Source organism: Bacillus cihuensis, assembly GCF_000504145.1.
Lineage (GTDB): Bacteria > Bacillota > Bacilli > Bacillales > DSM-1321 > Peribacillus > Peribacillus huizhouensis.
Genome location: NZ_KI632497.1, coordinates 66,232 through 90,476 on the forward strand (window position 1 = coordinate 66,232; position 24,245 = coordinate 90,476).

Annotated in this window: 20 protein-coding genes; 1 reads left to right on the forward strand and 19 read right to left on the reverse strand. The window is 36.0% G+C overall.

Annotated elements, in window-relative coordinates; all coding sequences use genetic code 11:
* Positions 1–13 precede the first annotated feature (13 nt).
* The 7 genes from yfmH to V179_RS0118605 all read right to left on the reverse strand — a co-directional run bounded on the left by yfmH (position 14) and on the right by V179_RS0118605 (position 9,098).
* Complete coding sequence (gene yfmH, locus V179_RS31370) at positions 14–1,300, reverse strand: EF-P 5-aminopentanol modification-associated protein YfmH (RefSeq protein WP_028392778.1); 1,287 nt, start codon at positions 1,298–1,300, stop codon at positions 14–16.
* 3 nt (positions 1,301–1,303) lie between these two features.
* On the reverse strand, positions 1,304–2,575 hold the full coding sequence (gene yfmF / locus V179_RS31375; protein ID WP_028392779.1) for an EF-P 5-aminopentanol modification-associated protein YfmF: 1,272 nt from the start codon (positions 2,573–2,575) through the stop codon (positions 1,304–1,306).
* Between the two features lie 522 nt (positions 2,576–3,097).
* Positions 3,098–4,057 (reverse strand): ABC transporter permease, encoded by a 960-nt coding sequence (locus tag V179_RS0118585; protein WP_028392780.1) that lies wholly within the window; start codon positions 4,055–4,057, stop codon positions 3,098–3,100.
* On the reverse strand, positions 4,058–5,104 hold the full coding sequence (locus V179_RS0118590) for an ABC transporter permease (RefSeq protein WP_028392781.1): 1,047 nt from the start codon (positions 5,102–5,104) through the stop codon (positions 4,058–4,060).
* On the reverse strand, positions 5,097–6,632 hold the full coding sequence (locus tag V179_RS0118595) for an ABC transporter ATP-binding protein (protein WP_028392782.1): 1,536 nt from the start codon (positions 6,630–6,632) through the stop codon (positions 5,097–5,099). Before V179_RS0118595 ends, V179_RS0118590 begins: the two co-directional genes overlap by 8 nt.
* A gap of 566 nt (positions 6,633–7,198) precedes the next feature.
* Complete coding sequence (locus tag V179_RS0118600; RefSeq protein WP_028392783.1) at positions 7,199–8,287, reverse strand: BMP family lipoprotein; 1,089 nt, start codon at positions 8,285–8,287, stop codon at positions 7,199–7,201.
* 85 nt (positions 8,288–8,372) lie between these two features.
* Positions 8,373–9,098, reverse strand: a complete 726-nt coding sequence (locus V179_RS0118605) for a GntR family transcriptional regulator (protein ID WP_028392784.1) — start codon at positions 9,096–9,098, stop codon at positions 8,373–8,375.
* 551 nt (positions 9,099–9,649) lie between these two features.
* Here V179_RS0118605 and V179_RS0118610 point away from each other — a divergent pair.
* On the forward strand, positions 9,650–9,940 hold the full coding sequence (locus tag V179_RS0118610; protein WP_028392785.1) for a DUF6509 family protein: 291 nt from the start codon (positions 9,650–9,652) through the stop codon (positions 9,938–9,940).
* A 225-nt stretch (positions 9,941–10,165) separates the two neighbouring features.
* Here the strand turns inward: V179_RS0118610 and V179_RS0118615 are convergent, their stop codons facing one another.
* The 12 genes from V179_RS0118615 to V179_RS0118670 form a co-directional block, all read right to left on the reverse strand.
* The gene (locus V179_RS0118615) at positions 10,166–12,514 is read right to left on the reverse strand and encodes a DNA translocase FtsK (protein WP_028392786.1); all 2,349 of its coding nucleotides are present in this window, start codon (positions 12,512–12,514) and stop codon (positions 10,166–10,168) included.
* A gap of 116 nt (positions 12,515–12,630) precedes the next feature.
* Positions 12,631–12,858 carry a YlzJ-like family protein gene (locus V179_RS0118620; RefSeq protein WP_028392787.1) on the reverse strand — a complete coding sequence of 76 codons (228 nt, stop codon included), beginning with the start codon at positions 12,856–12,858 and terminating at the stop codon, positions 12,631–12,633.
* Positions 12,855–13,607, reverse strand: coding sequence for a ClpP family protease (locus V179_RS0118625; RefSeq protein WP_051405046.1), 753 nt, complete (start codon positions 13,605–13,607; stop codon positions 12,855–12,857). Before V179_RS0118625 ends, V179_RS0118620 begins: the two co-directional genes overlap by 4 nt.
* Before the next feature lie 210 nt (positions 13,608–13,817).
* Positions 13,818–15,029, reverse strand: a complete 1,212-nt coding sequence (locus V179_RS0118630) for a hypothetical protein (RefSeq protein ID WP_028392789.1) — start codon at positions 15,027–15,029, stop codon at positions 13,818–13,820.
* A gap of 13 nt (positions 15,030–15,042) precedes the next feature.
* Complete coding sequence (locus V179_RS0118635; RefSeq protein WP_028392790.1) at positions 15,043–15,879, reverse strand: hypothetical protein; 837 nt, start codon at positions 15,877–15,879, stop codon at positions 15,043–15,045.
* Entirely contained in the window at positions 15,876–16,565 is a 690-nt protein-coding gene (locus V179_RS0118640) for an ABC transporter ATP-binding protein (RefSeq protein WP_028392791.1), read from the reverse strand. The genes V179_RS0118635 and V179_RS0118640 overlap by 4 nt, the downstream gene beginning before the upstream one ends.
* Positions 16,566–16,949 carry a GntR family transcriptional regulator gene (locus V179_RS0118645; protein WP_028392792.1) on the reverse strand — a complete coding sequence of 128 codons (384 nt, stop codon included), beginning with the start codon at positions 16,947–16,949 and terminating at the stop codon, positions 16,566–16,568.
* Positions 16,950–17,570: 621 nt separating this feature from the next.
* A complete protein-coding gene (locus V179_RS0118650) occupies positions 17,571–18,086 on the reverse strand; it encodes an RNA polymerase sigma factor (RefSeq protein ID WP_028392793.1) in 516 nt (171 codons plus the stop codon).
* A 21-nt stretch (positions 18,087–18,107) separates the two neighbouring features.
* Positions 18,108–20,078: a DUF6449 domain-containing protein gene (locus V179_RS0118655; protein WP_028392794.1), complete on the reverse strand. Its 1,971-nt coding sequence runs from the start codon at positions 20,076–20,078 to the stop codon at positions 18,108–18,110.
* Positions 20,053–20,952 carry an ABC transporter ATP-binding protein gene (locus V179_RS0118660; protein WP_028392795.1) on the reverse strand — a complete coding sequence of 300 codons (900 nt, stop codon included), beginning with the start codon at positions 20,950–20,952 and terminating at the stop codon, positions 20,053–20,055. Before V179_RS0118660 ends, V179_RS0118655 begins: the two co-directional genes overlap by 26 nt.
* Entirely contained in the window at positions 20,945–21,334 is a 390-nt protein-coding gene (locus V179_RS0118665; RefSeq protein ID WP_028392796.1) for a GntR family transcriptional regulator, read from the reverse strand. Before V179_RS0118665 ends, V179_RS0118660 begins: the two co-directional genes overlap by 8 nt.
* An 846-nt stretch (positions 21,335–22,180) precedes the next feature.
* The gene (locus V179_RS0118670) at positions 22,181–23,848 is read right to left on the reverse strand and encodes a ribonuclease J (RefSeq protein ID WP_028392797.1); all 1,668 of its coding nucleotides are present in this window, start codon (positions 23,846–23,848) and stop codon (positions 22,181–22,183) included.
* Between the last annotated feature and the right edge of the window lie 397 nt (positions 23,849–24,245).

Below are 24,245 nucleotides of genomic sequence, written 5' to 3' on the forward strand. Positions count from 1 at the left end.
ATTCTCAAAAAACTTATTTAGGCAATACTTGACAAACCGTAATAAATTTTTCATCAATCAATTTTTCAGTAGTAGCCTTAACATCATTAAACTCAATTTGTTCTAGCACTGGTACAACATCAAATAAATTCATATCATTAAATGCATATCGCGTAAATTGATTAGCGATATATTCTGGGGAATTTAGTGAACGTAAAAACAAGCCAATTCGTTTTTTGATCACTCGTTTCATGCTTTCTTCACTAATTCCTTTCCCTGTTTTTGCCTCAAACAGAATTTGTTTCAACTTTGCTGTTAATTCATCAGGATGTTTCGTATCTCCACCGATTAACGCAAATCCAAAGCCAGCCTCTTGGGTAAAGTCATAGGAAAATGTTTGATCAATCAACCCGTTCATATACAGTTCTTCATGAATAGGCGAGCTTTTTCCTAATAACATTTCAAGCAAGATGCTTACAGTTAATTCTTTTTTTAATAACTCTTGACCACTTAAATCAGGATCTGGCGACTTAATTCCAAGCATAATTTTCGGTGTTTGAACACTCATGTGTAATGTTCGGTCTTTCATCGCTACATCTGAAGGCTCCGTTTCAAATTGGCGTTTAATTTCTTGAGGCGGTTGAAACTCCTTACCGTCTTGATTGTTGCGGATTTTCTCCATAATTTCTTCTGGCTCTACAGGTCCAACAATAAACAATAACATATTGCTCGGATGATAAAAGGTTTCATAACACTCATAAAGTAAATCTTTCGTAATTTCGGCAATAGTTTCAACTGTTCCAGCAATATCAATTTTCACCGGATGGTTATGGTACATGTTTTCGATGGTGCCAAAATAAAGCCGCCAGTCAGGATTATCATCATACATCTTAATTTCTTGACCAATAATTCCTTTTTCCTTTTCCACTGTTTTCTCAGAAAAATAAGGATCTTGCACAAAGTCAATCAGTGTCTTTAAGTTAAGGTCAAAGTCTGCAGTACTTGAGAAAAGGTATGCCGTTCGTGTAAAAGAGGTAAAGGCATTGGCAGAGGCACCTTGTTTACTAAACTGTTGAAATACGTCTCCATCTTCTTTTTCAAATAGCTTATGCTCAAGAAAATGCGCGATGCCATCTGGTACCTTTGCATAGTCTTCTTTTCCTAGTGGAATAAAACGATTATCAATCGAACCATATTTCGTTGTGAAAGTCGCAAAAGATTTATTGAATCCTTTCTTTGGTAAAATAAATACTTCAAGTCCGTTCGTCATTTTTTCATGGAATATATCTTCTTGAAGTTGTTCAAATGTTATTTTCTCCATAATTTACACCTCCGTTCCTTTCATGAAATAAATGGTATCTAATTCAACCTTTTGGGCAACTGATACAATTTCCTCTTTAGTAATTGCTTCTGTTTTTTTCAGCCATTCTTCCAAAGAAACTGCATAACCAGAAACAACATTATGGTAAAGTATTTCTACGAGACCGCGAGCTGAATCAACTGTTTCTAATAGTTGATTTTTGATTACAGCTTTTGTTTGAGATAATTCCTCATCAGTGAAATTCCCCTGTTTCATATCATTCATTTGCTCGTGAATAATGTTAACAGCCTGATCATAATTGGCTGATTCAATGCCCGACATTACCATTAGCAAACCTTTATGGCTTTCTAGACGAGATGCCGCATAATATGCCAAACTCGCTTTCTCTCTGACATTTATAAAAAGTTTCGAATGTGAAAAGCCACCGAATATTCCATTAAAGACTTGTAAAGCATAATATTCGGGGTCTCCATATACAATATGCGTGCGATATCCGATATTTAATTTCCCCTGTTTAACATCCATTTCCTCTATCTTTTCCTTCACTTCGCTTACCTTTTTCTGCTCACTTTTCATTCTTACAGGCTCACGGTTAGGAAGCTTAAAATGCTGATCGATTAGCTTATGAACTTCTACTTCATTAGTATCGCCTATTACATAAACATCCATTTCATCTTCTAAAAGTGCTTTTTTATAATAACTATACAATGATTCTTTTGTAATGCTGCCTAATGACTCGACATCACCCGATGCATCAATACCATATGGTTCATCATCACACATAACTTCCACCAGGCGAGTCGTTGCATACCTCATTTTGTCATCATAAATGGATTGAATTCTCTGTTGAAGCGATCTTTTTTCATTATTAAACGTCGCTACATCAAAACTTTCGCCATCCTTGTTAGGATTAAATAGAACATCTGCTAAGAAGGCAATTCCTTTTTCTAATAAAGGCTCAGAATTATGAAGGAATTTTTCATTGGCTATTTCAAGAACAAAACTAATGATTTGATATTCCCCTTTTTTGGCAACATCTACATAAAAGCTCGCTCCGTATAATTCATCCAAATACGAACGTAATAATGGTGTCGATTTGTATGTAGCTGTATTACTTTGTAATATATACGGAAGCAATGAACGATATGTCGCTGTTTCATGTTTAAGCGGTGCTTTCATTTTTAGTACAAGTGTATTCGTTTTGTATTGAGCTGTTTTAACGATATGCACGGAATAGCCAGGGTTTTTCTTTATTGTGTCAAGAGAGATTCCCATTAAATAGTCCTCCTCATTCATTTTTTATCTTTATATTGTTTGTTAGTTTAAGTGCTTTTAAACCTGTTAGACGAAATTGACCGCATACGATTTTTCTTCAATAACTTTTCTCTTCTTCTAAAATATACCTTGAATAAGAAAATTCATGCAAGTAACATGTTTTTTTATATTTATTTTTAAGCTTTTATACTATTTTTATTAATGGCTCCCATAAACTTTCCTGTAGATTGCAGCGAGAGGCGTTCGCTTTCCACGGGCGGTCCGGGAGCCTCCTCGGTGCAATGCGCCTGTGGGCTCTCCCTTTGACTCGCTTTTCTAAGCGAGAGTCTCACGCCTTCCTCTTCAATCAACAAAGTGCTAAAATCAACAACAAGCTTTAACATTGCCTTATTAATAATAGAAACAGCTACCAAGGATTAGGTACTTGATACGGATATTTAAAATATGTTAATGACATAAAGTACTATGATCAATAAAAAAAACCAGTCACATTTATTAATGTGACTGGGGTTCAATTAATTATTATCTTTTTCCTTTAATATAAGGCAGACCTGATGCTTTCGGAGCGTCTGCACGTCCGATAAATCCAGTTAATGCAATAACGGTTAACACATATGGAGCTATCAATAAATAGACAGCTGGGATATCTTTAAAAAATGGCAAACTAGCTCCAACAATACTTAAACTTTGAGCTAAACCAAAGAATAGTCCTGCTCCCATTGCGCCAATTGGATGCCATTTACCGAAGATCATCGCAGCAATTGCCATAAACCCTTGGCCATTTATGGTCGTATGGCTGAATTCATTGGATACTGTCATGGCATGGACTGCTCCGCCGATTCCAGCAAATGCACCTGATAAAAGGACACCTGCGTAACGAATTTTTGCGACATTAACCCCCATAGTATCTGCAGCCATTGGATGCTCTCCAACAGCCCGAATACGTAATCCAAATGGTGTTTTAAATATTACATACCAAACAATAATTGCTAAAATAATCGCAATATAGGAGATATAATACCCGTTTGAGAAAAATATTTTACCGATAAACGGAATATCGCTTAAGAATTTGATATCAACACGATCAAAATTTTCTGTAACCATGTCTGTTTGGCCTTTTCCATAAAGTTTTTTAACTAAGAAAAGGGTAAGGCCAATAGCTAATAAATTAATAGCAACCCCACTGACCGTTTGATCAGCGCGAAACGTAATCGATGCTACAGCATGCAAGAGGGAAAAAATTGTTCCTGCAACCATAGCGACTAGCACAGCGACCCAAGGGGTAGCAGCTCCAAATACATCAGCAAATGTCAGGTTAAACACAATACCTGTAAATGCACCAATTACCATTAAACCTTCTAAACCAATATTGACAACACCTGAACGTTCTGAAAACACACCGCCAAGCGCAGTGAAGATAAGTGGAGCTGCTAGACCAATCATCGATGGAACAATAATTTGCAGTACTTGATAAAAATCCACTTATTTCACCCCCTTTTTATTAATTCGGTTTAAGATCCAGCGAATGAAATAGCTAGATGCAACAAAGAAGACGATCAAAGCAATGACGATGTCTACGATCTCGTTTGGAATCGGCGTCTCAACGGGTATATTCAGGGCTCCTGCTTTTAAACCACCGAATAAAAATGCAGCTAGTACAACTCCTATTGCTGTATTAGCACCTAAAAGGGCAACAGCAATTCCATCAAAACCAATTCCGGTAAATCCGCTTTTAATCGAAGCATAACCAAATGTGCCGAGTCCTTCCATTGCACCAGCAAATCCAGCAAATACTCCTGATATAACCATTGACATCATAATGTTCCGGTTTACATTCATTCCAGCATATTCAGATGCATGTTGGTTAAAACCAACTGCTTTCAGTTCAAATCCAGTTGTCGTTTTCTCAAGAATAAACCACATAATGATAGCACAGATTATCGCAACAATGATTCCCCAGTGAAGGCGGGATCCATCCGTTAATCCAGATAATAACGGCGACCTTAGTGTTGCTGTTTCAAAGATATTATTTGTCTTGTCTAATTTATCAGTTAACACATAGGAAATAATATAATTGGTCACATGAAGAGCCGTGTAATTTAACATAATCGATACAATTACTTCATGTACTCTGAATTTGGCTTTTAATAAACCAGGTATAAATGCCCATACAGCTCCTGCTAATCCACCAGCAAGAATAGCAAGCGGCAAATGAATCAGCATCGGTAGTTCAAAAGTTATTCCCACCCAAACAGCTGCCAACCAACCGACAATAAGCTGACCTTCAACACCAATGTTGAATAGACCTGTTCTAAAAGCAAATGCTACAGCTAAACCAGCAAGAATGTACGGTGTAACTGTTCGGATCGCTTCCCCGAGAAAATATGAATCACCAAATATCCCAAAGAATAAGGCCATATATGCGTCAACTGGATTATATCCACTAACAAGCATGATGATAGCTCCTGCTAATAAGCCTAGCACAACCGATAAAACGGGTATTAATAAACCAAACATTTTTTTAACCACGAGATTTGTCACCTGCTTCCATACGCTTGCTTCCTGCCATCATCAATCCTAGCTCTTGCTCAGTTGTTTCTCTTGGGTTGACGATAGCAACAATTTCTCCTTCATAAATAACAGCAACTCGATCACTAACATTCAAGATTTCGTCAAGTTCAAATGAAATAAGTAAAACAGCTTTCCCATTATCCCGTTGTTCGATTAAACGTTTATGAATGAACTCAATCGCGCCAACATCAAGACCACGTGTCGGTTGTGCAGCAATCAATAAATCAGGATTACGGTCTACTTCACGTCCGATGATCGCTTTTTGCTGATTACCACCTGATAGTGCACGAGCAGGTGTATATTCGCTTGGAGTTCTAACATCGTATTCCGCGATAATATTTCTGGCTTGATCATAAATCTTCGAATAATTTAAGACTCCAGTTTTAGAAAACGGCTTTTGATAATACGTTTGTAAGACGATATTTTCACCAATGCTATAATCCAAGACTAAACCATGTTTATGACGATCCTCCGGAATATGTCCTACACCAGATTCACTGATTTTTCTCGGTTTTAAATTTTGAATGTTTTTACCGTTTATTTTAATCGAACCATTAATCGTTTTTTTCAATCCAGTAATCGCTTCGATTAACTCTGTTTGTCCATTGCCATCAATCCCAGCAATTCCGACAATTTCACCAGCTCTAACAGCGAGATTTAACTGGTTTACTACTTGAATGCCACGGGCATCCTTCACACTAATCCCATCAATATCTAAAACAACATCTGTTGGAACACTTTCTTTTTTCTCTGTTTTAAATACAACATCTCTTCCAACCATCAGACTTGCTAAAGAGTTCGGATCTGATTCACTAACATTTACTGTGCCAATTCCTACGCCTTTTCGCATAACAGTAACTCGATCACAAACTTCCATAATTTCCTTCAATTTATGCGTGATCAGAATAATCGATTTCCCTTCGTTCACAAGAGATTTCATAATCAACATTAATTCTTTGATTTCTTGTGGTGTCAGTACAGCTGTGGGCTCATCAAAAATCAAGATTTCAGCTCCGCGATACAACGTTTTTAAGATTTCAACACGCTGCTGCATTCCTACTGAAATATCTTTAATTTTTGCATCAGGATCGACACTAAGTTGATATTTCTCAGAAAGCTCTCTTACCTTTTTACTGGCATCCTTTATATTAATTTTTCCAGCCTTTGAAGGTTCTTTACCAAGAATAATATTTTCTGTGACAGTGAAAGGATCCACAAGCATGAAATGTTGGTGCACCATCCCGATTCCTAATTCGTTGGCAATGTTAGGATTTGTAATTTTCACTGGCTTGCCATTTACACGAATTTCTCCTTTTTCCGGCTGGTAAAGACCGAAAAGAACGTTCATTAACGTTGTTTTCCCTGCTCCATTTTCCCCAAGTAAAGCATGTATTTCTCCTTTTTTTACTTGTAGTGTTACATTATCATTTGCAACTATGCCCGGGAACTCTTTACGAATATTGAGCATCTCAATTACATATTCCACGTGTAATCAACTCCTATAATTAAGTAAAACTTTAAAACTGATCCCCTGACATTCGCTTCTGGATGACTTAATCCATAATGCGAAGCGACGTCTCCTTTATCATCTGCCCATTTACTTACGTATTACGAGTAATGGAGCATTTTCCAATGGAATCAATTGGTTCAGGTGTTCAAGTAGTTTCCCACAGTCCACCCAAACAAGACTATCGCAGGTTAAAGTGATACTTCAATGGGTGGGGGTTTTCTTCAGCCCCCACTGATTGTTAGTTGAACCAATCGGGCTTTTACGGGCAGTTAACCCCCACCTCCGCTTCCTCGATTCCTCTAAGCCTTGAGGTGGGGGTTTTACAGCCCTTTATTACTGGATAAAAGTGATTTTTTATAAAGATGTAGATAAAAAGGATTACGTCTACGATCTTTACTTTAGAAAAAATCAAATGAAAAACTATGAATAATCATAGCTTTTCCTTCACTTTTTTCTAAATACACTAAATTAAATCCCCATAAAAAGAAGGAATAAAAGGCAAAGTGCTTGCCCCTTTTATTCCTTCTTCCTTTAGTTCTATATTAGAATCCCATTGCTTCGTATTCTGCCTTAGTCTTAGGAACTTCAATTTCACCAGCTTTGATTTTAGTAATATATTCATCAACAGCTTTTAAAGCCTCTTCAGATACATGGTCTGTATGCTCAGAAATTGCAATAGCGTTTTCTTCAAGACCATATTCAACGTTTTCTCCACCTGGGAATTCACCGTTCATCGCTTTGTTAGATAAATCTTGAACAGCGACGTCAACACGTTTAACCATTGAAGTTAACGTTATGTTTTCTTTTTTACCATTAACTTCAACTGCACCTTCATCATACTGGTCACGGTCAACACCGATTACATAAATTTCTTTGCTAGGATCTTGCTTCTTTAAATCTGTAGCAGCTTTAAATACACCTTTACCTGTTCCTCCAGCTGCATGATAAATAATATCTGCACCAGAAGAATATAAAGTATTCGCAATAGCTTGTCCTTTTTCAGGAGCACCGAAGTTTCCTGCATATTGAATAATCACTTCAGCTTTAGGATTTACTGTTTTCACACCAGCAATAAATCCTGATTCGAACTTCTTAATCAATTCACTGTCCATTCCACCGACAAAACCAACCTTATTTGTTTTTGTTGTTTTTCCGGCAATTACCCCTACAAGGAATGAACCAACATGTTCTTTAAATGTGATACTTGCGACATTATCCCCTTTGGAAACGGCATCAATAATAGCAAAATTGGTATCTTTGCGTTGTGCAGCCACTTCTTCAATCGAATTTTGTAGTAAGTAACCAACACCGAATACTAAGTTATAGTTTTGACGGGCTAATTGAGTTAAGTTCGTATTATAATCTGCATCTGATTTAGATTGAAGGTACGTGTATCCTTCTTTCTCAGTTAAGTTATTTTCTTTACCGAATGCTTGCAGGCCTTCCCAAGAAGATTGGTTGAAAGATCTATCATCAACACCGCCAATATCCGTTACCATAGCAACTTTAAATTTGTCGCTTTCTTTTTTAGCCCCTTCATCCTTTTTGCCATCATCTGAGCCACATGCAGCCAAGATTGTTCCAGCAGCAAGTACTAGTGACATCATTAACCCCATTTTACGCTTTTTCAAGGTTTGTACCCCCTAAATTTAATTGACGCTTAGTAGAGATGCATCCAACGACAGATTGTCCTTCGTTTCAATGCTTGTAAAAAAATTAAATTCGTTTACGAAGCACATGAAAGCTAAACACATCCGCTTTAAAATAATTGACCGAATAAAGGATTGGTTCGTCCATATCATCGAAGTGCATTTGTTTTAAAACAAGTAATGCAGCTTCAGGTTCACATTCTAGAATCGGAGAAACTTTTTCATGATAACCAATCGGCTCAATTTGAGCGACCGCATGAGTAATTGTACGGTTGGATTCTCTTTCAAGAATATGAAAAATCGATTCTTCACTGTACGAGAAGTTCTCCTTAAGAATACTAGCCGGAATCTTATCAATACAATAGACGACAGGCTTACCATTTGCAGTTCTCACTCTTTCAATCACTACAATTTCCTCGTCACAGGAACAAGAAAAACGGCGGATATCGTCTTCGGTCGGTTCCAGGGTTGTCGAGCTCAAGAAAATAGTTCCTGGTTTCATCCCTGCTTGTTTAATCATATTTGTAACACTATTAAGCTGCTCAATTCCAGAGCTAAACACTGGTTTGGCATGCACAAATGTCCCGACCCCGTGCCTTCGGATTATTACGTTTTCTTCTTCAAGAATTCGTAATGCTTCACGTAAAGTAGCTCTACTTACGCCGAGTTTCTTCGCAAGATCAAATTCTGAAGGTAATTTCTCTTTCTCTTTATATGTACCCTCTTCAATATCCTGCTTGAGGTGATCGATTACTTGTAAGTATAAATGTCGATGATCAGACTTAATAGACATGCAGGTTCCTCCAACTTATTTTCTTCAGACTTCAGACCTCTGAGGTATAATCATTCCTACTAATCCAAAATACTATACCATTTTTCCTATTATAAATAAATAGAGATTTGCAATTTGTCGAAAAATAACGACTAGGGCATTATTCCCTTTTCAGAAATTTCAAAGCTTCAGAAATTTGAGAAATAAACCTTTTGAATAGTTATACATATACCCTTTACGCCTTGTAGTGGTAAAGATGTATAATCCGCTTAACTTTCGTTATATTACAACACAATAATAATCCCCTAAACGAATAACTGAATTTTACCAATGATCTATCATTTATATTTATTCATTATTACCGACTGAATTAACTCTCTTTTATTAACTTAATCTTTTTCCTTAAACATTCGTTTGTATTGTATCATGTTAGATTATATTAGAATTTTTTAGTAAAAATTACATATTATTCGCTCGTTTCGTTCCATAATTTCTATTAAAAATTTTGTTCAGCATACTAATTAAGTTTTATGAGGTATAATAATATCGATAAGCTTTGGAAGGATGATTAGATGGTAATTACAGAATATAGTATTGAAAAACTTAAAGATCCATTTGGGATATTAACTGGGGAGCGATATGAGGTATTCCTAGATATTACTGTTCCTGAAGATGATGAACTATACACTGAAGCAGGAATTTACATCCGAATATTATATAAGGTAGAAGATCATCAAACAGAAATGATTAAATATGATCTTCTTGATAGAGGATCAGATAAAATTCTGGACTTCGAATTGGAAGATGAAGAGATTAAGGCTGTTCAAGCCTTTTGTATAGAACACTTAGATGAAGCTTTATAGTTCATAAAACTACTTCCAAAAGAAGATAGCCCCATATTGTATATACAGCAAAGATGTAACATCCACATTTTACTGTATTTCCAATATGAGGCTTTTTCTTCATTTTTTTGGACAGATTTCTTTAACACGACCATTATTCATTAAAGTGAAATTGGATGTTAATAAGGTGAAACCATCCACTGGATAATATTTCATTCTTCACCCCATTTAATTCCCTATCGCCACTTATGAGAGGTGTGCTTCGTTAGAAGAGTCTTTTGCGATTAAAACAACTCTTGGTTTACTACCTTCATAAGGTCCAACTATCCCTCGTGCTTCCATCTCATCGATCAATCGAGCAGCTCGAGTATAGCCGATTCGGAAACGTCTTTGCAACATGGAAACTGATGCTGTCTGCATTTCCACAATAAGAGATACGGCATCTTCATATAAACTATCTTCCACTTCACCTGTTGTTTCTATAATTTCATCAGGTATCATTTCTTCATTATACTGTGCTTTTTGTTGAGAGATCACATAATTTACGACATCTTCCACCTCATGATCAGATAGAAAAGCGCCTTGAACACGAATCGGTTTTGATGCACCAACTGGTAGAAACAGCATATCACCTCTACCTAATAGTTTTTCTGCTCCCCCCATATCAAGAATAGTTCGTGAATCGGTCATTGAGGAAACACTAAAGGCAATTCTTGATGGGATATTGGCTTTAATAATCCCTGTAATAACATCGACAGAAGGTCTTTGTGTTGCAATAATCAAATGAATCCCTGCAGCCCTCGCCATCTGAGCGAGCCTTGTAATCGCATCTTCCACATCAGAAGAAGCAACCATCATTAAGTCCGCTAGTTCATCGACAATGACAACAATGTATGGCAATAAAGGTTGTTTATCTTCTTCTTCCTCATTCAAGTGATTGATATATTCATTATATCCCTCAATATTTCTAGTTCCAGTATGAGAGAATAACTCATAGCGTCGTTCCATCTCACTTACAACCTTCTTTAAAGCTTGTGAAGCTTTTTTAGGATCAGTAACTACCGGAGCAAGTAAATGAGGAATGCCGTTATACACATTCAATTCAACCATTTTCGGATCAATCATCATCATTTTTACTTCATGTGGCTTTGCTCTCATTAAGATGCTCGTAATGATTCCATTAATACAAACGGATTTACCACTTCCGGTTGCACCAGCGACAAGTAAATGCGGCATCTTATTTAGCTCTGCCTTTACTGCTTCCCCTGAAATATTCCGCCCTAAAGCAACTTGAAGTTTAGATTCTTCCTTATCAAACTCCTTCGCTTCCAGGACTTCACGCAAGGAAACCATAGCAATTTCGGAATTTGGCACTTCTATTCCAATGGCTGATTTCCCTGGAATTGGTGCTTCAATTCGAATATCCTTAGCAGCTAACGCAAGTGCTAGATCATCTGACAATGAAACGATTTTACTTACCTTCACACCAACATCTGGGTGAATCTCATATTTGGTAACAGCTGGACCTAGATGAACTTGAGTTACTTTGGCTTTTACACCAAAACTTAAAAATGTCCGCTCTAGTTTTGCTGCATTTTCATGAATTAATTCATATTCTCCACTTTGATCAGTCTTTTTTGGTTGATTCAAAATTGAAAGTGATGGAAGATTGTATTCCTTGTTCTCCACTTCGGTAAATGTCATTGGAGGGACAATATCTCCTTCTTCTTCCAACACACCTTCAGTAGCTTCCGACTGCTTTTTCATTGCAATAGATTCACTTGGTTCAGAATCGTCACCTTCGCCGTATGCCGTATCCGCAAAATTGGAAATTAAACGCTTTTGAGGCGAGATAATTTCGATTTCTCCTATTTCCTCTTGAGGTTCTTTGCTTTCTTCTTGTTGTTCTTTTTCTACGTTAAGCTCTTTCTGCTGCTGTTTACGTTCCTTTTTCTCCTGTTTCCATGTCTTCATATCATCTTTAAAAGCTGACCACTGCTCATGCGCAAACTTGGAAAAAGAGGCAAATATTTTACCAAGAGTGTCTCCTAAAGTTTTGCCCGTCAATAAAATAATACCAATAATAATGAAAATAAATGCAGCGATTTTTGAGCCTGCTGCATCAAATAAAAAATATGAGATCGCAAACAAAATAGCCCCAATCATTCCTCCACCCAAATCATGCGTGCTTGTCTTTCCATTTACCTCCATCCAAAATAAATCCCACGTATTTTGAATGACGCTCGGCTTTTGAAAAGGACCACCATCTGCTAATAAGGTAAATAGTTTAACATGACTAAGTAGAAGTATATTCATGACAATTAAATAGAAGCCGACTAATTGCCGCTGTAATAAAAATGGCACCGATCTTTTCACCATTAAATAGAGTCCGATAGCTATTAGTCCGAGTAAGAGCAGAATATACCATTCACCCATAAAGAAACGAACCAAAAAGACAATCGCCTTGCCCACTGCACCAAGTTCAGCAATGGCGATTGCAGATAGCCCAAGAAGACTTAAGCCAATCAGTTCATATTTCATCGTTTTTTTAAAATCTGCTGTCCCTTTTGATTTTCTGCGTTTTTTCTTCGCCATTTTATCACCTTAATTTTCCTGCATTTTATGTACACTGAATGAATAAAGCAGCCATGAGGCTGCTTATTCACAAGTAGTTTTAGTATAGCATAAAATAACTAACATGGACGTTTTTTCTAACTACGAAAGCTTTGTTTAATAGATAGAATGCTACCTGGCTCAATACCTTTTACTAAATAATGCGCAGGGTCTGTACTTATAATTCTTTCTACTCGATACGAATATGGATCAGATTGTTCAGCGATAATTGGGATTCCGTCAAAATTTAGAAAATGAATATTTGCATGCGCCTCAGGATTACCTGGGAAAATGTATTCCTCTGGTACAATCGTATACAACGTCATTGCAGCATGCCCTCCTCATTCTCTTGATCGAGATTGGTCTGATCAATTAACTCATTTAATTTCCTCATCGCTTGACCAACTCCTCCAACTTCATCAATGACTCCGTAATCGACAGCCTCTTGGCCGACTACGTTTGTTCCAATATCCCGTGTCAAATTTCCTTTTGCAAACATAAGGTTTTTAAATTGTTCTTCTGTAACATTAGAATGCTTTGTTACAAAATTAATCACACGATCTTGCATCTTATCTAAGTATTCAAATGTTTGCGGGACCCCAATGACAAGACCTGTTAAACGAATTGGATGAATGGTCATTGTCGCAGTTTCAGCAATAAATGAATGATCACAAGAAACTGCAATTGGCACACCAATCGAATGCCCACCACCTAGCACAATAGAAACAGATGGCTTTGATAATGAACCGAGCATTTCCGCAATGGCTAAACCAGCTTCCACATCTCCACCGACCGTGTTTAAAATAACAAGTAATCCTTCGATGTTCGGATTTTGTTCTATTGCAACGATTTGCGGAATCACATGCTCATATTTCGTCGTTTTATTTTGCGGTGGTAGCTGCATATGACCTTCGATTTGACCTACAATTGTTAAACAATGTATTTTTGAATCTTTGGACATCTGCGGAACATTCGTTTGGCCAAGCTGTTGAATTTTTTCTATTAGTGTTGATCCTTTCTCTTCTTCTCGCCCTTCATCAGGATTTTCCATTTTTCCTTGATCCAATCTACCCATCCCCTTTCAGAATATGAATAGAGTTAGTATGGACTAAGCTTGTATGGTTCATTCTTTATGAAGATATCTAAGATAAAAGTAAGAGGCGGTCCTAAATAAAAGGATCTAAACCCACAGCTACTATATACCGTTAAAACGACTCGTAAATGACACAATAAACGGAGTATAGTTTGTGAGTTCAGACCCTTAAAGGACAGCCTTAGCCCTTGATTATTTAATTTCTAGTGAATGTAATACAAATGGTTTTGTGTTATACTTTTGATCCGGATTTTTCGGGATCACTTCACCTTTATACAAAATTTTACCTGTATTAAGTTCGGCGATAAATAATTGCGGCCGCAGGTTTGCCGTTTTATTTATTTCAAAATCACTCGTCCCAAGAACGTACACTCGATCATTTTTAATAACAAGTGGGAATGCTCCTGCCCAATCACTATTATGAATTAAGAAAGTTTCATCATTTGTTATGGATTGGTTTCTGATATCAAATGTTGTTACATGCATGCCTTTCGCATCTTGATTGATTATATACAACTTATCTCCAAATAAATAATTTTGACTTGTCACAACACGATTTGCTAATGTTTCAGGCAACTGAATCGTTTCTAATTGATTTTTTTCATAAACATATTCAAATATCACTGGTTTTTCAGTATTATTCACTAATGCCCCACTTTGACTACTAGCATCAGAGCGCTTAATGAAAACAATAGATTTTCTTGGCTGTAATGGGGTGTTTTCCATTGTATCAATAACATCGTATCCCATTTTCATTTGTTCAGGAGTGATAATTACTTCATCATTAAGTAACTTTTGGTTTGCAAGATCAAATGTATATAGATGAACCTCCGACTGTTCTTCATCATTAATATACAGATAATTTTTCGTAACCACTTTTAATTTCGAATGAATAAGTTGAACGTCTAGAACGTGCAAACCATTAGATGTTTCACCAGGAATAGCATGCTCAAAAGATATTTCCTTATTAGAAGCCAAATCCAATAATCCAATATTAAACATGAATTTATTAGCACTTTCAAATTTGTAAACCGCCTCTGCATAGGCGATAAAATCTTCATCTTGATAAAAAGAGTAGATATTTTGTTTCCCACGCATAAATGAACGATGTTTTTTCTTAAGTTCTGCAATTTTGGGTTCATTATTTCCAGTTAGTCGATCCATAAACGATTGCTGGCTCTGATAGATTGTTTCATTAGACGTAATCGTAACATTACTACTTATATCATCTTTTTCAACAGTACCTTTTAAACGAACATTTTTAATTTCACTTTCATGACCCTCTAATGTTTTTATTGAGTAATTTGGAAAATCATTAGCACTAACCATCTTTTTTCCATAATAAGTCCCAATAATCACGATCGACATACAAACGAGAATAATACTGGTGATATACCTTTTCATAGTCATTCCCCCCTTAAACTAATACCCGTTTTGATATTAGCCAATTTCCGATTACGATAGAAGCAGCTGTTATTAAAATTCCAAGTACTAGGAAAATTGCAAAAATTTCTTCGCTATATAAAACAGAATACGTTTCGTTAGAAAGGATAAATAGTGGTGATAGATATAACAAAACCGCTGCAATTATATATAGAATTCCGAACACAATCCCTTTTAGCCGAAAGCTTCTTTCAAACAGAATTGAGGTAAAGAGAACAAACACAAACATCATGCCAATTCCATATGAGATTAGAAAATCACTGAAATATGGCGGCAAAATAATTCCTAACATGACATTAGACTGCAGAATAGATGAAACATCCATGCTCGTCTGTAAAAAATTATCTTGAATGAGTGATTCAAATAATGTATTTTCAAGTGGTAATATGATTAATTGAAATGCTAGTAAACCAATAATGAATAGCAAAATTGCTGAAGCCTTAGAAAAATATAATGAAATTCTAGCGGTTGGTAACATTAATAACCGATAGGCAAATGTATTTTTGCCAAACCAATCACGATACCAAATCATTAAGCAATAAAAGAGTAAGGCAATAATACATAACGCAATAGGACCAACAAACCAAAGAGTTGATGCGAAGTGAGCGAAAGTAAAACCACCGTAATCATGCAAGTATGCCTGCTCAGACAAATTCTGTTCACCCATCACTTCATGGGCTTGATCCATTTTGCTTTTTGCAATAACAATGACACCGATAAATTGACTAAGCAGCGTTATAATCAACAACGTCAGATAAATTTTTATAAAACGATTGATTTCAAAATTGACTAACTTGATGTAGCTTTTCATCCTATATACACCTCTCTCATCACGTCAACAACGGATTTTCCTTCTTCCTGACGCATTTGTTCGGTATTAAATTCTTTTAATACGATTCCGTTATCTAATAAAATGACTTTATCGATTAAATGCTCTATATCGTTAATTTCATGGGTAGTGATGATGACTCCCCGGTCTTCTATTAAATGACTTGTGAACACTTCTGTGATTTGTTCCCGACTAAAGATGTCGATCCCTGAGAATGGTTCATCCATTAAAATATAGTCTACATCAATCGCCAATCCCATCAGTAAATTGATTTTGGCAGTGTTCCCTTTCGATAATTCTGAAATACGCGTTTTTTCATCCAGTTTAAAAAATGTAAGGAGTTCAGTCGCTCGCTCTTGATTCCATTTTTTATAAAAATCTTGCATGAATTGCATTGCTTGTTTAATCGTCATTTGTGGAAGCATCGTAATCGCATCCGGAATAAATGCTACTTTTTCATACGTATTCTTATTGATTGTTTCTCCATCAATTAATATGCTCCCTTTATTGATTGGAGTCAGGCCCATAATTGCCTTTAATGTAGTCGTTTTTCCGACTCCATTTATTCCGATTAAGCATGTAATTTCGCCCTTATTAGCAGTGAATGAAACACCATCAAGTACTTTTTTTCGACCGAATTTTTTTGTGAGCTGATTGACTTCAATCATTTACAGTACCTCCTTACTGCTTTCTTGTGAATATTTTTCCTGCACGATATGAAGGAGCTCATCGATTGAGATATTTAACGGCCGAATAGATTGCATAAACGAATCAACCGCCGCTACAATTAATTCCTCTCTTACACCATGTAAGATATTTTCATTTGTTGTAATTTTACTAGGATAATTCCGCTCAGTTGTAATCAAACCTTGTTCCTCCATTTCTTTATACGCCTTTTGAGCCGTATTCGGGTTTATTTTCAACATGGCTGCAAGTTCTCTCCTAGATGGAATTTCTTGTCCTGCCATCAGATTTCCATTTGCAATTTGTTCCTTAAAATATCGAACAACCTGTATATATACAGGATCACGATTGTTAAAAGTAACATTCATAAAACCATCTCCTATTAGAACTACTTAATTAGTGTATGTATTATCTGGTTCATACACTTCTTATATGTACTATACACGTAGTACGCTTTTTCTGTCAATAGCGTTTTGTTCACCACTATATCAAGACATAAAACATGGCTCTTTTCGTAAAGATTGTTGATATAAGCAAGTAACTAATGCGAGCAGATGTTGGTTGTAGTTGATATGCGAGATTCCTGCTTAGAGAAACGTGTTGAGGGAGAACCCGAAAGTCGAAGCACTGAGGAGGCTTCTGAGACCGCACGCTTAAAAGCATGTAACTGTAACGGAAATTGCCAGGATAGTATTGTAAATATAGTTTAAAAGTTGGAAGTAGTAGTTACAAATATTAAATGCTCCTTATAAAGGCGTTTCTTTAATATGTATGTCACAGGTTTCAAATAAACATTACCTTTTTTAATTGCTGCATCTTTATATAATATTATTCAGATTTAATTCGAATGTAGTTTCATGATTTGGAGGATAACACTCTTTGTCACCCCGCTGAGCTATTAATAAATACAGAAACGATTCTCAATTTCGAGAATCGCTCTTCGTTTTTCATATATCACAATTTCATGATATAGTAAGATTTTTCCTTAATCAATTTAACTGCCGCTTTAATTGTTCCTTCAAGCATTTCCTAGAGCGAAAAATCCATGTTTTAATTGTGCCTGTTTTTATAGCCATTTGTTGTGATATCTCTTCTTCTTTTAAGCCATGGAAGGATTTTAGAACAAATACTTTTCTCTTATCTGGGTCCCAACCGTTAATTTGTAAATGGACAGCTTCTATTAGTTCCATTAATTCTGCTTTTTGTTCTATTGATTGGTTTAAAAATTCAACGAAGTTTTCGGTATCCTCAATTGGACAAATCGAGTTTCGTTTTTCTTTCCTCAAACAATCAATGGCCGTTCTTTTAGCAATAACAGTCAGCCATGCGCCTATTTTTTCAGAATCTATGATTGTTTCCATTTTACTAAAGGCTTTAATAAAAGTTTCTTGAACGATGTCCTCTGCAAGAAAAGCATCTTTCGTCATTTGATAGACAATTCGATTTAGCTTTTTAGAATATTGCTGATACAATGCAGCAAAATGATCATCTAGATCGTTAGTCATCTGCCTCATCCAATCTTTACGTTATTTTCTGAAATATTCCGTAACAAATTCAGGAATTTTATTATTGATAAAATCCATAACCTCAACATAATTACCATTTTCATAAACAAACAATATGACATATTCACCATCACTAAACCATTTACTGTTTTCCAAAACCAGTCCAATATCCTGCTTATCTTCTACTTTTAACACTGATTTTTTTGATTTAAACTCTTTAATGATTTCATCAGAGCTATATGCATGTAACAAATTCTGATCAATGTCTTTACGTGGAGCTATCCAAACCTGGTAAATATCATTTGCTGTGACTCTTGAGCTTTCTAGCAGATTATTTTGTTTGAGCCAACTTTCGAAATTTTCATAGTCAGGCATCCATTCAATATAAAGACGTTTATCATTATTAAGTAATAGTTCTATGCCGGAATAACCTCTTGATTCATCGATCATTTCTTCATATGTCTCAGAGAGCAAATCCAGTCTTAAAGCTGCTATACTATCAAGAATTTGTTTATGATCCGTTATGGAAACACCTTTATTTACCGGCCCATTAGAAGTAACTGTAATTTTATCAACCTTTGACTCATCTAAGGCCAATATTGGATAAGTCAATTCTTTATATTCTTTAGATTCATAGATTGGTTTTATAAGATGGGTTAAAGAATTATTTTTAGGCAAATTGTATTGGCGAGCTAATTTCTTACCATTCTTTAACTCGTAATAGAAAAAGATATCATCGTAATACTTCTTTCCTATCTCCTGCTCGACATCTTCTTTAATAAGTGCCTTATGTAGTGTTAGGAGATTTTGAATGTTTTCCTTTTCCCTTAAGTATCTTACTTGACCTAACGCGTCAGCATCCCTATATCCATAAATACTATTACCTATATACACTTGTTTGATCTCACTGTATGCTGGAACCTTCTTTTCAAATCCAGTAAAATCGAATTGAAACAATAACATTAATAATCCGGCTAATCCTGCGAAGTAGAGATATCTTTTATATTCTCCAAACACCCTCCATGTTTTCTCGATAATCATTTTCGCTCCGAAATACCCAAGCAAGGATCCTGCAATATATCCAAAAACAAGCCAGCCTGTACTATTTTGCATTTCCCCAAAATACATTCCACAGATAAGCATGACACCTATTGCCATACCATAGATAAAAATCGGTTTAATACCACGAAACGCAATTGCACTCGAGGCTGCTTCTATGTGCCGCTTGTTATACAACCATAGTGATGCAAAATAAAGTAAAACGATTAATCCACTGAATAGAAGAGCAGCAGAGATACTCATAGCACGATGTTCAAAATACGAACCATACAAGATTGGAGAATAAGTTTCTACCTTCGAATTGAGATAATACTCGTACGAAAATCCATGTAAAAAATACTTAACGTTAAAGGCCGCTAACACTACAATTCCAGTCGGAAATAACAAGAGAATATATGTGAAAATTCCTTGAAGAATGGCCATACCGGTAACCATTCCTACAAAAACAGAACAAAAGAAAATAAACATAGTAAATAACCATGTAATTCCTGTCCAAATTAGAACTTCTTCTATTGAAATAAACATACCTACATCAAGTACACTTCTTAAAATTAAAACAGAGCAAGAAATAATAAGAACAGGGATCGTTAAAAAAGCAACTCCCATTCCTACATAGTGATTAAATACCACTTTTCTACTCATGGGTAGGCTATGTAGAAAATCAGCTGAATCTTTTAAATGTATATACAAAAATAAAAAGATTGCTAGAAGCACGGGAATAATCAACATTAATCCATACTGAATTTCAAAAGAATAAGAAAATGGATTTTTTATTTCCTTATAATAAATATATTCATCATTTGTATGCATCATCAGCATCTTTAATGGTAGGGCAAAAACTAACCCTAAAAAATAAACTATGCTGACCCAACTCATATTTCGGATGATTTGCATACATATTTCTTTATTAAACCAAAATGTTTTGGATGGCATAGCCGACTTCCCCCATTTCGTATATAAATATTTCTTCCAATGTGAGAGGAAGCATGTCGAAGATGACCGGTTCATACTGCTCAAAGTATGATTTTACCTCGGTCTCATGTCCACGAACAACACACAACCAAACACTACCTCTGCGTTCATAATGAAGGGTTTTCATTTCTCGAAGCCATTCAGCTTGTGGTTCATTTTTAAAAGCAATCTGAATTTTATGGACGTCTGATTTTAAATCATCCAAATCCTTTTCAAGAATAATCCTTCCCTTATGTAGAATCCCTACATGGTCGCAAATATCTTCAACTTCACGTAAATTATGCGAGGAGATTAATACAGTCATTTCTCGTTCAGCAACATCCTGTATCATAATGTTTTTTATTTTTTTCCTCATTACTGGATCTAAGCCATCAAATGGCTCATCCAATATCAGCACATCTGGCATCGTCGAGAACGCTAACCAAAAAGCAGCTTGACGCTTCATTCCTTTTGAAAATTTATGGAGCTTCTTATCCATCTCAATTTCAAAAATATCTTGAAGCTTTTGAAAGCGTTCCTCATTCCAATTAGGAAAAATGGACGAATAAAAGTTAGCCATTTGTCTTAATGTATATTGAGAAAAGAAGTATGGAGTATCTGGCATGAATATAATTTTTTTCTTGATATCAATATTCTCAAATACCGGTGCTCCCTGAATCGAAACTTTCCCCTTATCTTGTTTAAGAATACCTGCTATTATTTTTAATAATGTTGTTTTTCCGGCCCCATTAGAGCCTAATAGACCGTAGATTGAACCTTGTTTCACCTCTAACTCGACTGATTGAACAGCTTCATTTCCTTCATACTTTTTATATACTTTCTGACATTCAATCATTTTTTTGTTCTCCTCCTTTCGACGGCTCCAAATCGTGAATAAGTTTGATCAACTCCTCCGGACTCAATCCAAGGAACATGGCTTCAGAAAGCAATTTTTTTAGCTCTTTTTTTATGATTACTAATTTCTCTGTGTTCTTAACAAGACTAGTTGGATTCACAAAGCTTCCCTTTCCTTTCACCGAGTAAATATATCCTTGTGACTCTAGCTCCCGGTACGCTTTCTGGATTGTGTTAGGATTAATGGTTAACTGCCCTGCCAATGTACGAACGGACGGAAGCTGCTCATCTGGATTCAACACTTCACTAATAATGAGCTCCTTTAACTTATCAACCAATTGTTCGTAAATCGGCTGTCTGCTTCTCATGTCTAATTCAAACAACCAAAATCACCCTCATTCTGTACTGAGTGTACTATATGTATTAGTACACTTAAACTATACATCACCTTTTTGGTAATAACAAGAAAAAATTACTTTATAAGAGAACTCTTCTTTAAGATGGAATTTAACTTGATAAACTTGACTTCTTAACATGTAATTCACTGGCCTTATTTTGAACCAAATTATCACGATCTCTTTACCTAAATGGAGAATCTGACCAATATGAATGATATTCCTCCAATTTAACTTCTATCTCCTATTATCTTAGTTCCCTGTTTAATCCTATCTTCCATTTGTCGATTCCTCATATTAAACAGTACAAATTTTTTCGCTCCCCCAAAAAAACAGCTCTCCTAAAAAAAAGAAAGCAAGTCATTTAAATTCTTACTCACCTAAAGTGTGATTTACTATATCTCCGGTTAATAAAGTGAAACTTCAATTAATGGTTTTTTTTCTCCTCCCACTGATTGTAGTCCCGTTCTACTATACCGCTGAAGATTACAACTGTAAGTTTCACTGTATCTCACCAATCGGGCTTTTACGTCAAAAAGCGAGGCGACTGCTTTAAGGAACGTCTACTAAGATCGCTCACGTCCTGTGAGCAAGACGCCATCACATCCTATGATAGTCCGGAGTTTGCCACAGAGTATTACAGCTTATGACCTTAAGTAAGGCTAGGAGCCGCAACTAGAATAGGCAGTAATCCCCACCTAAGCTTCTTCGATTCCTCTTAGCCTTAAGTTGGGGTCTTACTGCCCGTTAATGTGGGATAAATTATAAAAATCATAATTTAAGTAACAAAAATGCTCCTAGCGACTTCGTCCAGCTAGGAGCATTTTTTTAGTATTAAATTTCCATGATAATCGGCAAGATCATCGGACGTCTCTTCGTTTTCTCAAAAAGGTATTGGTTTAATGAATCACGCATATCTTGCTTCAATACAGCCCAATCAAACGGATGGCTAGTTCTTGCTTTTTGCACAATATTATGAACTAACACCGCTGCTTCGTCCATTAACTTCTCTGATTCACGAACATACACAAAACCGCGAGAAATGATTTCCGGCCCAGCTGCAATTGATTTATCTCCTCTGTTCAATGTTACTACAACAATTAATGTTCCATCTTGTGACAAGAGTCTTCGATCACGGAGTACGATATTACCTACATCCCCCACACCGCTTCCATCAATTAATACATTTCCTGATGTCACTTTACTTGAAAGTCTAATTTGATTAGAGCTAATTTCAACTACATCACCTTTATCTGCGACAACGACATGATCTTTACTTAGACCTGCCCCAATCCCAAGCTTTTGGTGTGCATATAATTGCCGATATTCTCCTCGTACCGGCATTAAGTATTTCGGCTTCATTAAATTTAGCATCATTTTTAGTTCTTCTTGACTGCCATGTCCGGTAACATGAACTATATTACGATTAGATACAACTGTGGCACCAGTACGGTATAACATATCAATCGTTTTAAATAGTGTCACCTCTCCACCTTTTGATGGTGCAATTGCAAGAATCACTGTGTCTTCCCGTTTAATTGAGACATGCTTATGCTGCCCTTTTACCATTTTTTGCAACACTGTTATTGGATCTCTTTGTTGACCAGTCAATAAAATTACTACCTCATGATCGGGATATTGTTTAAGTTGTGACGCTGGTATCAATAATTCTTCAGATAATGTTAGATAGCCCAATTTTAAGGAGGTTTCATATATCCGTTGTATGTTTTTTCCAACCACTACAACTTTTCTACCACTGATTGAAGCAGCGTTAAATACATGTTGAATGCGGATAATATTAGAAGCGAAACAAGTTACAATTAATCTCCCTCTTGCTTGTTGAAATGTTTGAATCATTTCCTGTTCTACTATTGCTTCTGACGGGGTATAACCTGAAGATTCAGCTCCAATACTATCTGACATCAGACACAGTACTCCGGCTTCTCCGAGTGCCGCCATTTTACCAATTTCAGGCTTGTACAATTCTGTTGCCGATTGATCAAATTTAAAATCACTCGTATAGACAATTGCACCTTCTTGTGTATGAATTGCTATCCCAATAGAATCAGGTATACTATGATTCGTCCGGAAGAAACTTATTTTGCTTGATGGAAAGTTCAAAATTGAATCAGATTGAATCTCAATTAATTCAGCTTTTCCTTTAAAATCATTTTCCTTCATTTTCTCTTTTGCTAAAGCTAATGTTAGTTTTGTACCATAAACAGGCGCCTTAATATATTTTAAAACATATGACAATGCCCCGATTTGGTCGTCGTGCCCATGACTTAGCAAGATCGCTTTAACTCTTTCTCTATTCTCGATTACATATGAAATATCCGGAATAACCGCATCAATACCTAACATTTCTTCTTCAGGAAACATTAAACCTGCATCAAGCAGGAACATATCTTGATTTACTTCAACTATATACATATTTTTTCCAAGCTCGCCCTGTCCTCCCAGGGGTATAACTCTGATGCCGTTTATTTGATCTTTAGTCAACCGAATATCCTCCTCAAATAAATACAGTTCGAATTCCAATTGTATCCATTATAACTGATACTGAAAAAACATGGCAATCTTTCACTTTCTACCTTTGATTTAATATCAAATTCAAAAAGTACAATTTCTTAATTTTAAAGCGCATACATCGTTTATATACAACAAGCCAATCGTTCCCGATTGGCTTGTATACGATTTCTATATTTATCCCGCATTAACTAACGGGCAGTCCCCCCACCTCAAGGCTAAGAGGAATCGAAGAAGCATAGGTAGTGGATAACTGCCTTATCTAGTTGCGGCTCCTAGCCTTACTTAAGGTCATAAGCTGTAATACTCTGTGGCAAACTACGCCACGCCGTATTCCATCTTTTGCTTGTCGGACTATCATAGGATGTGA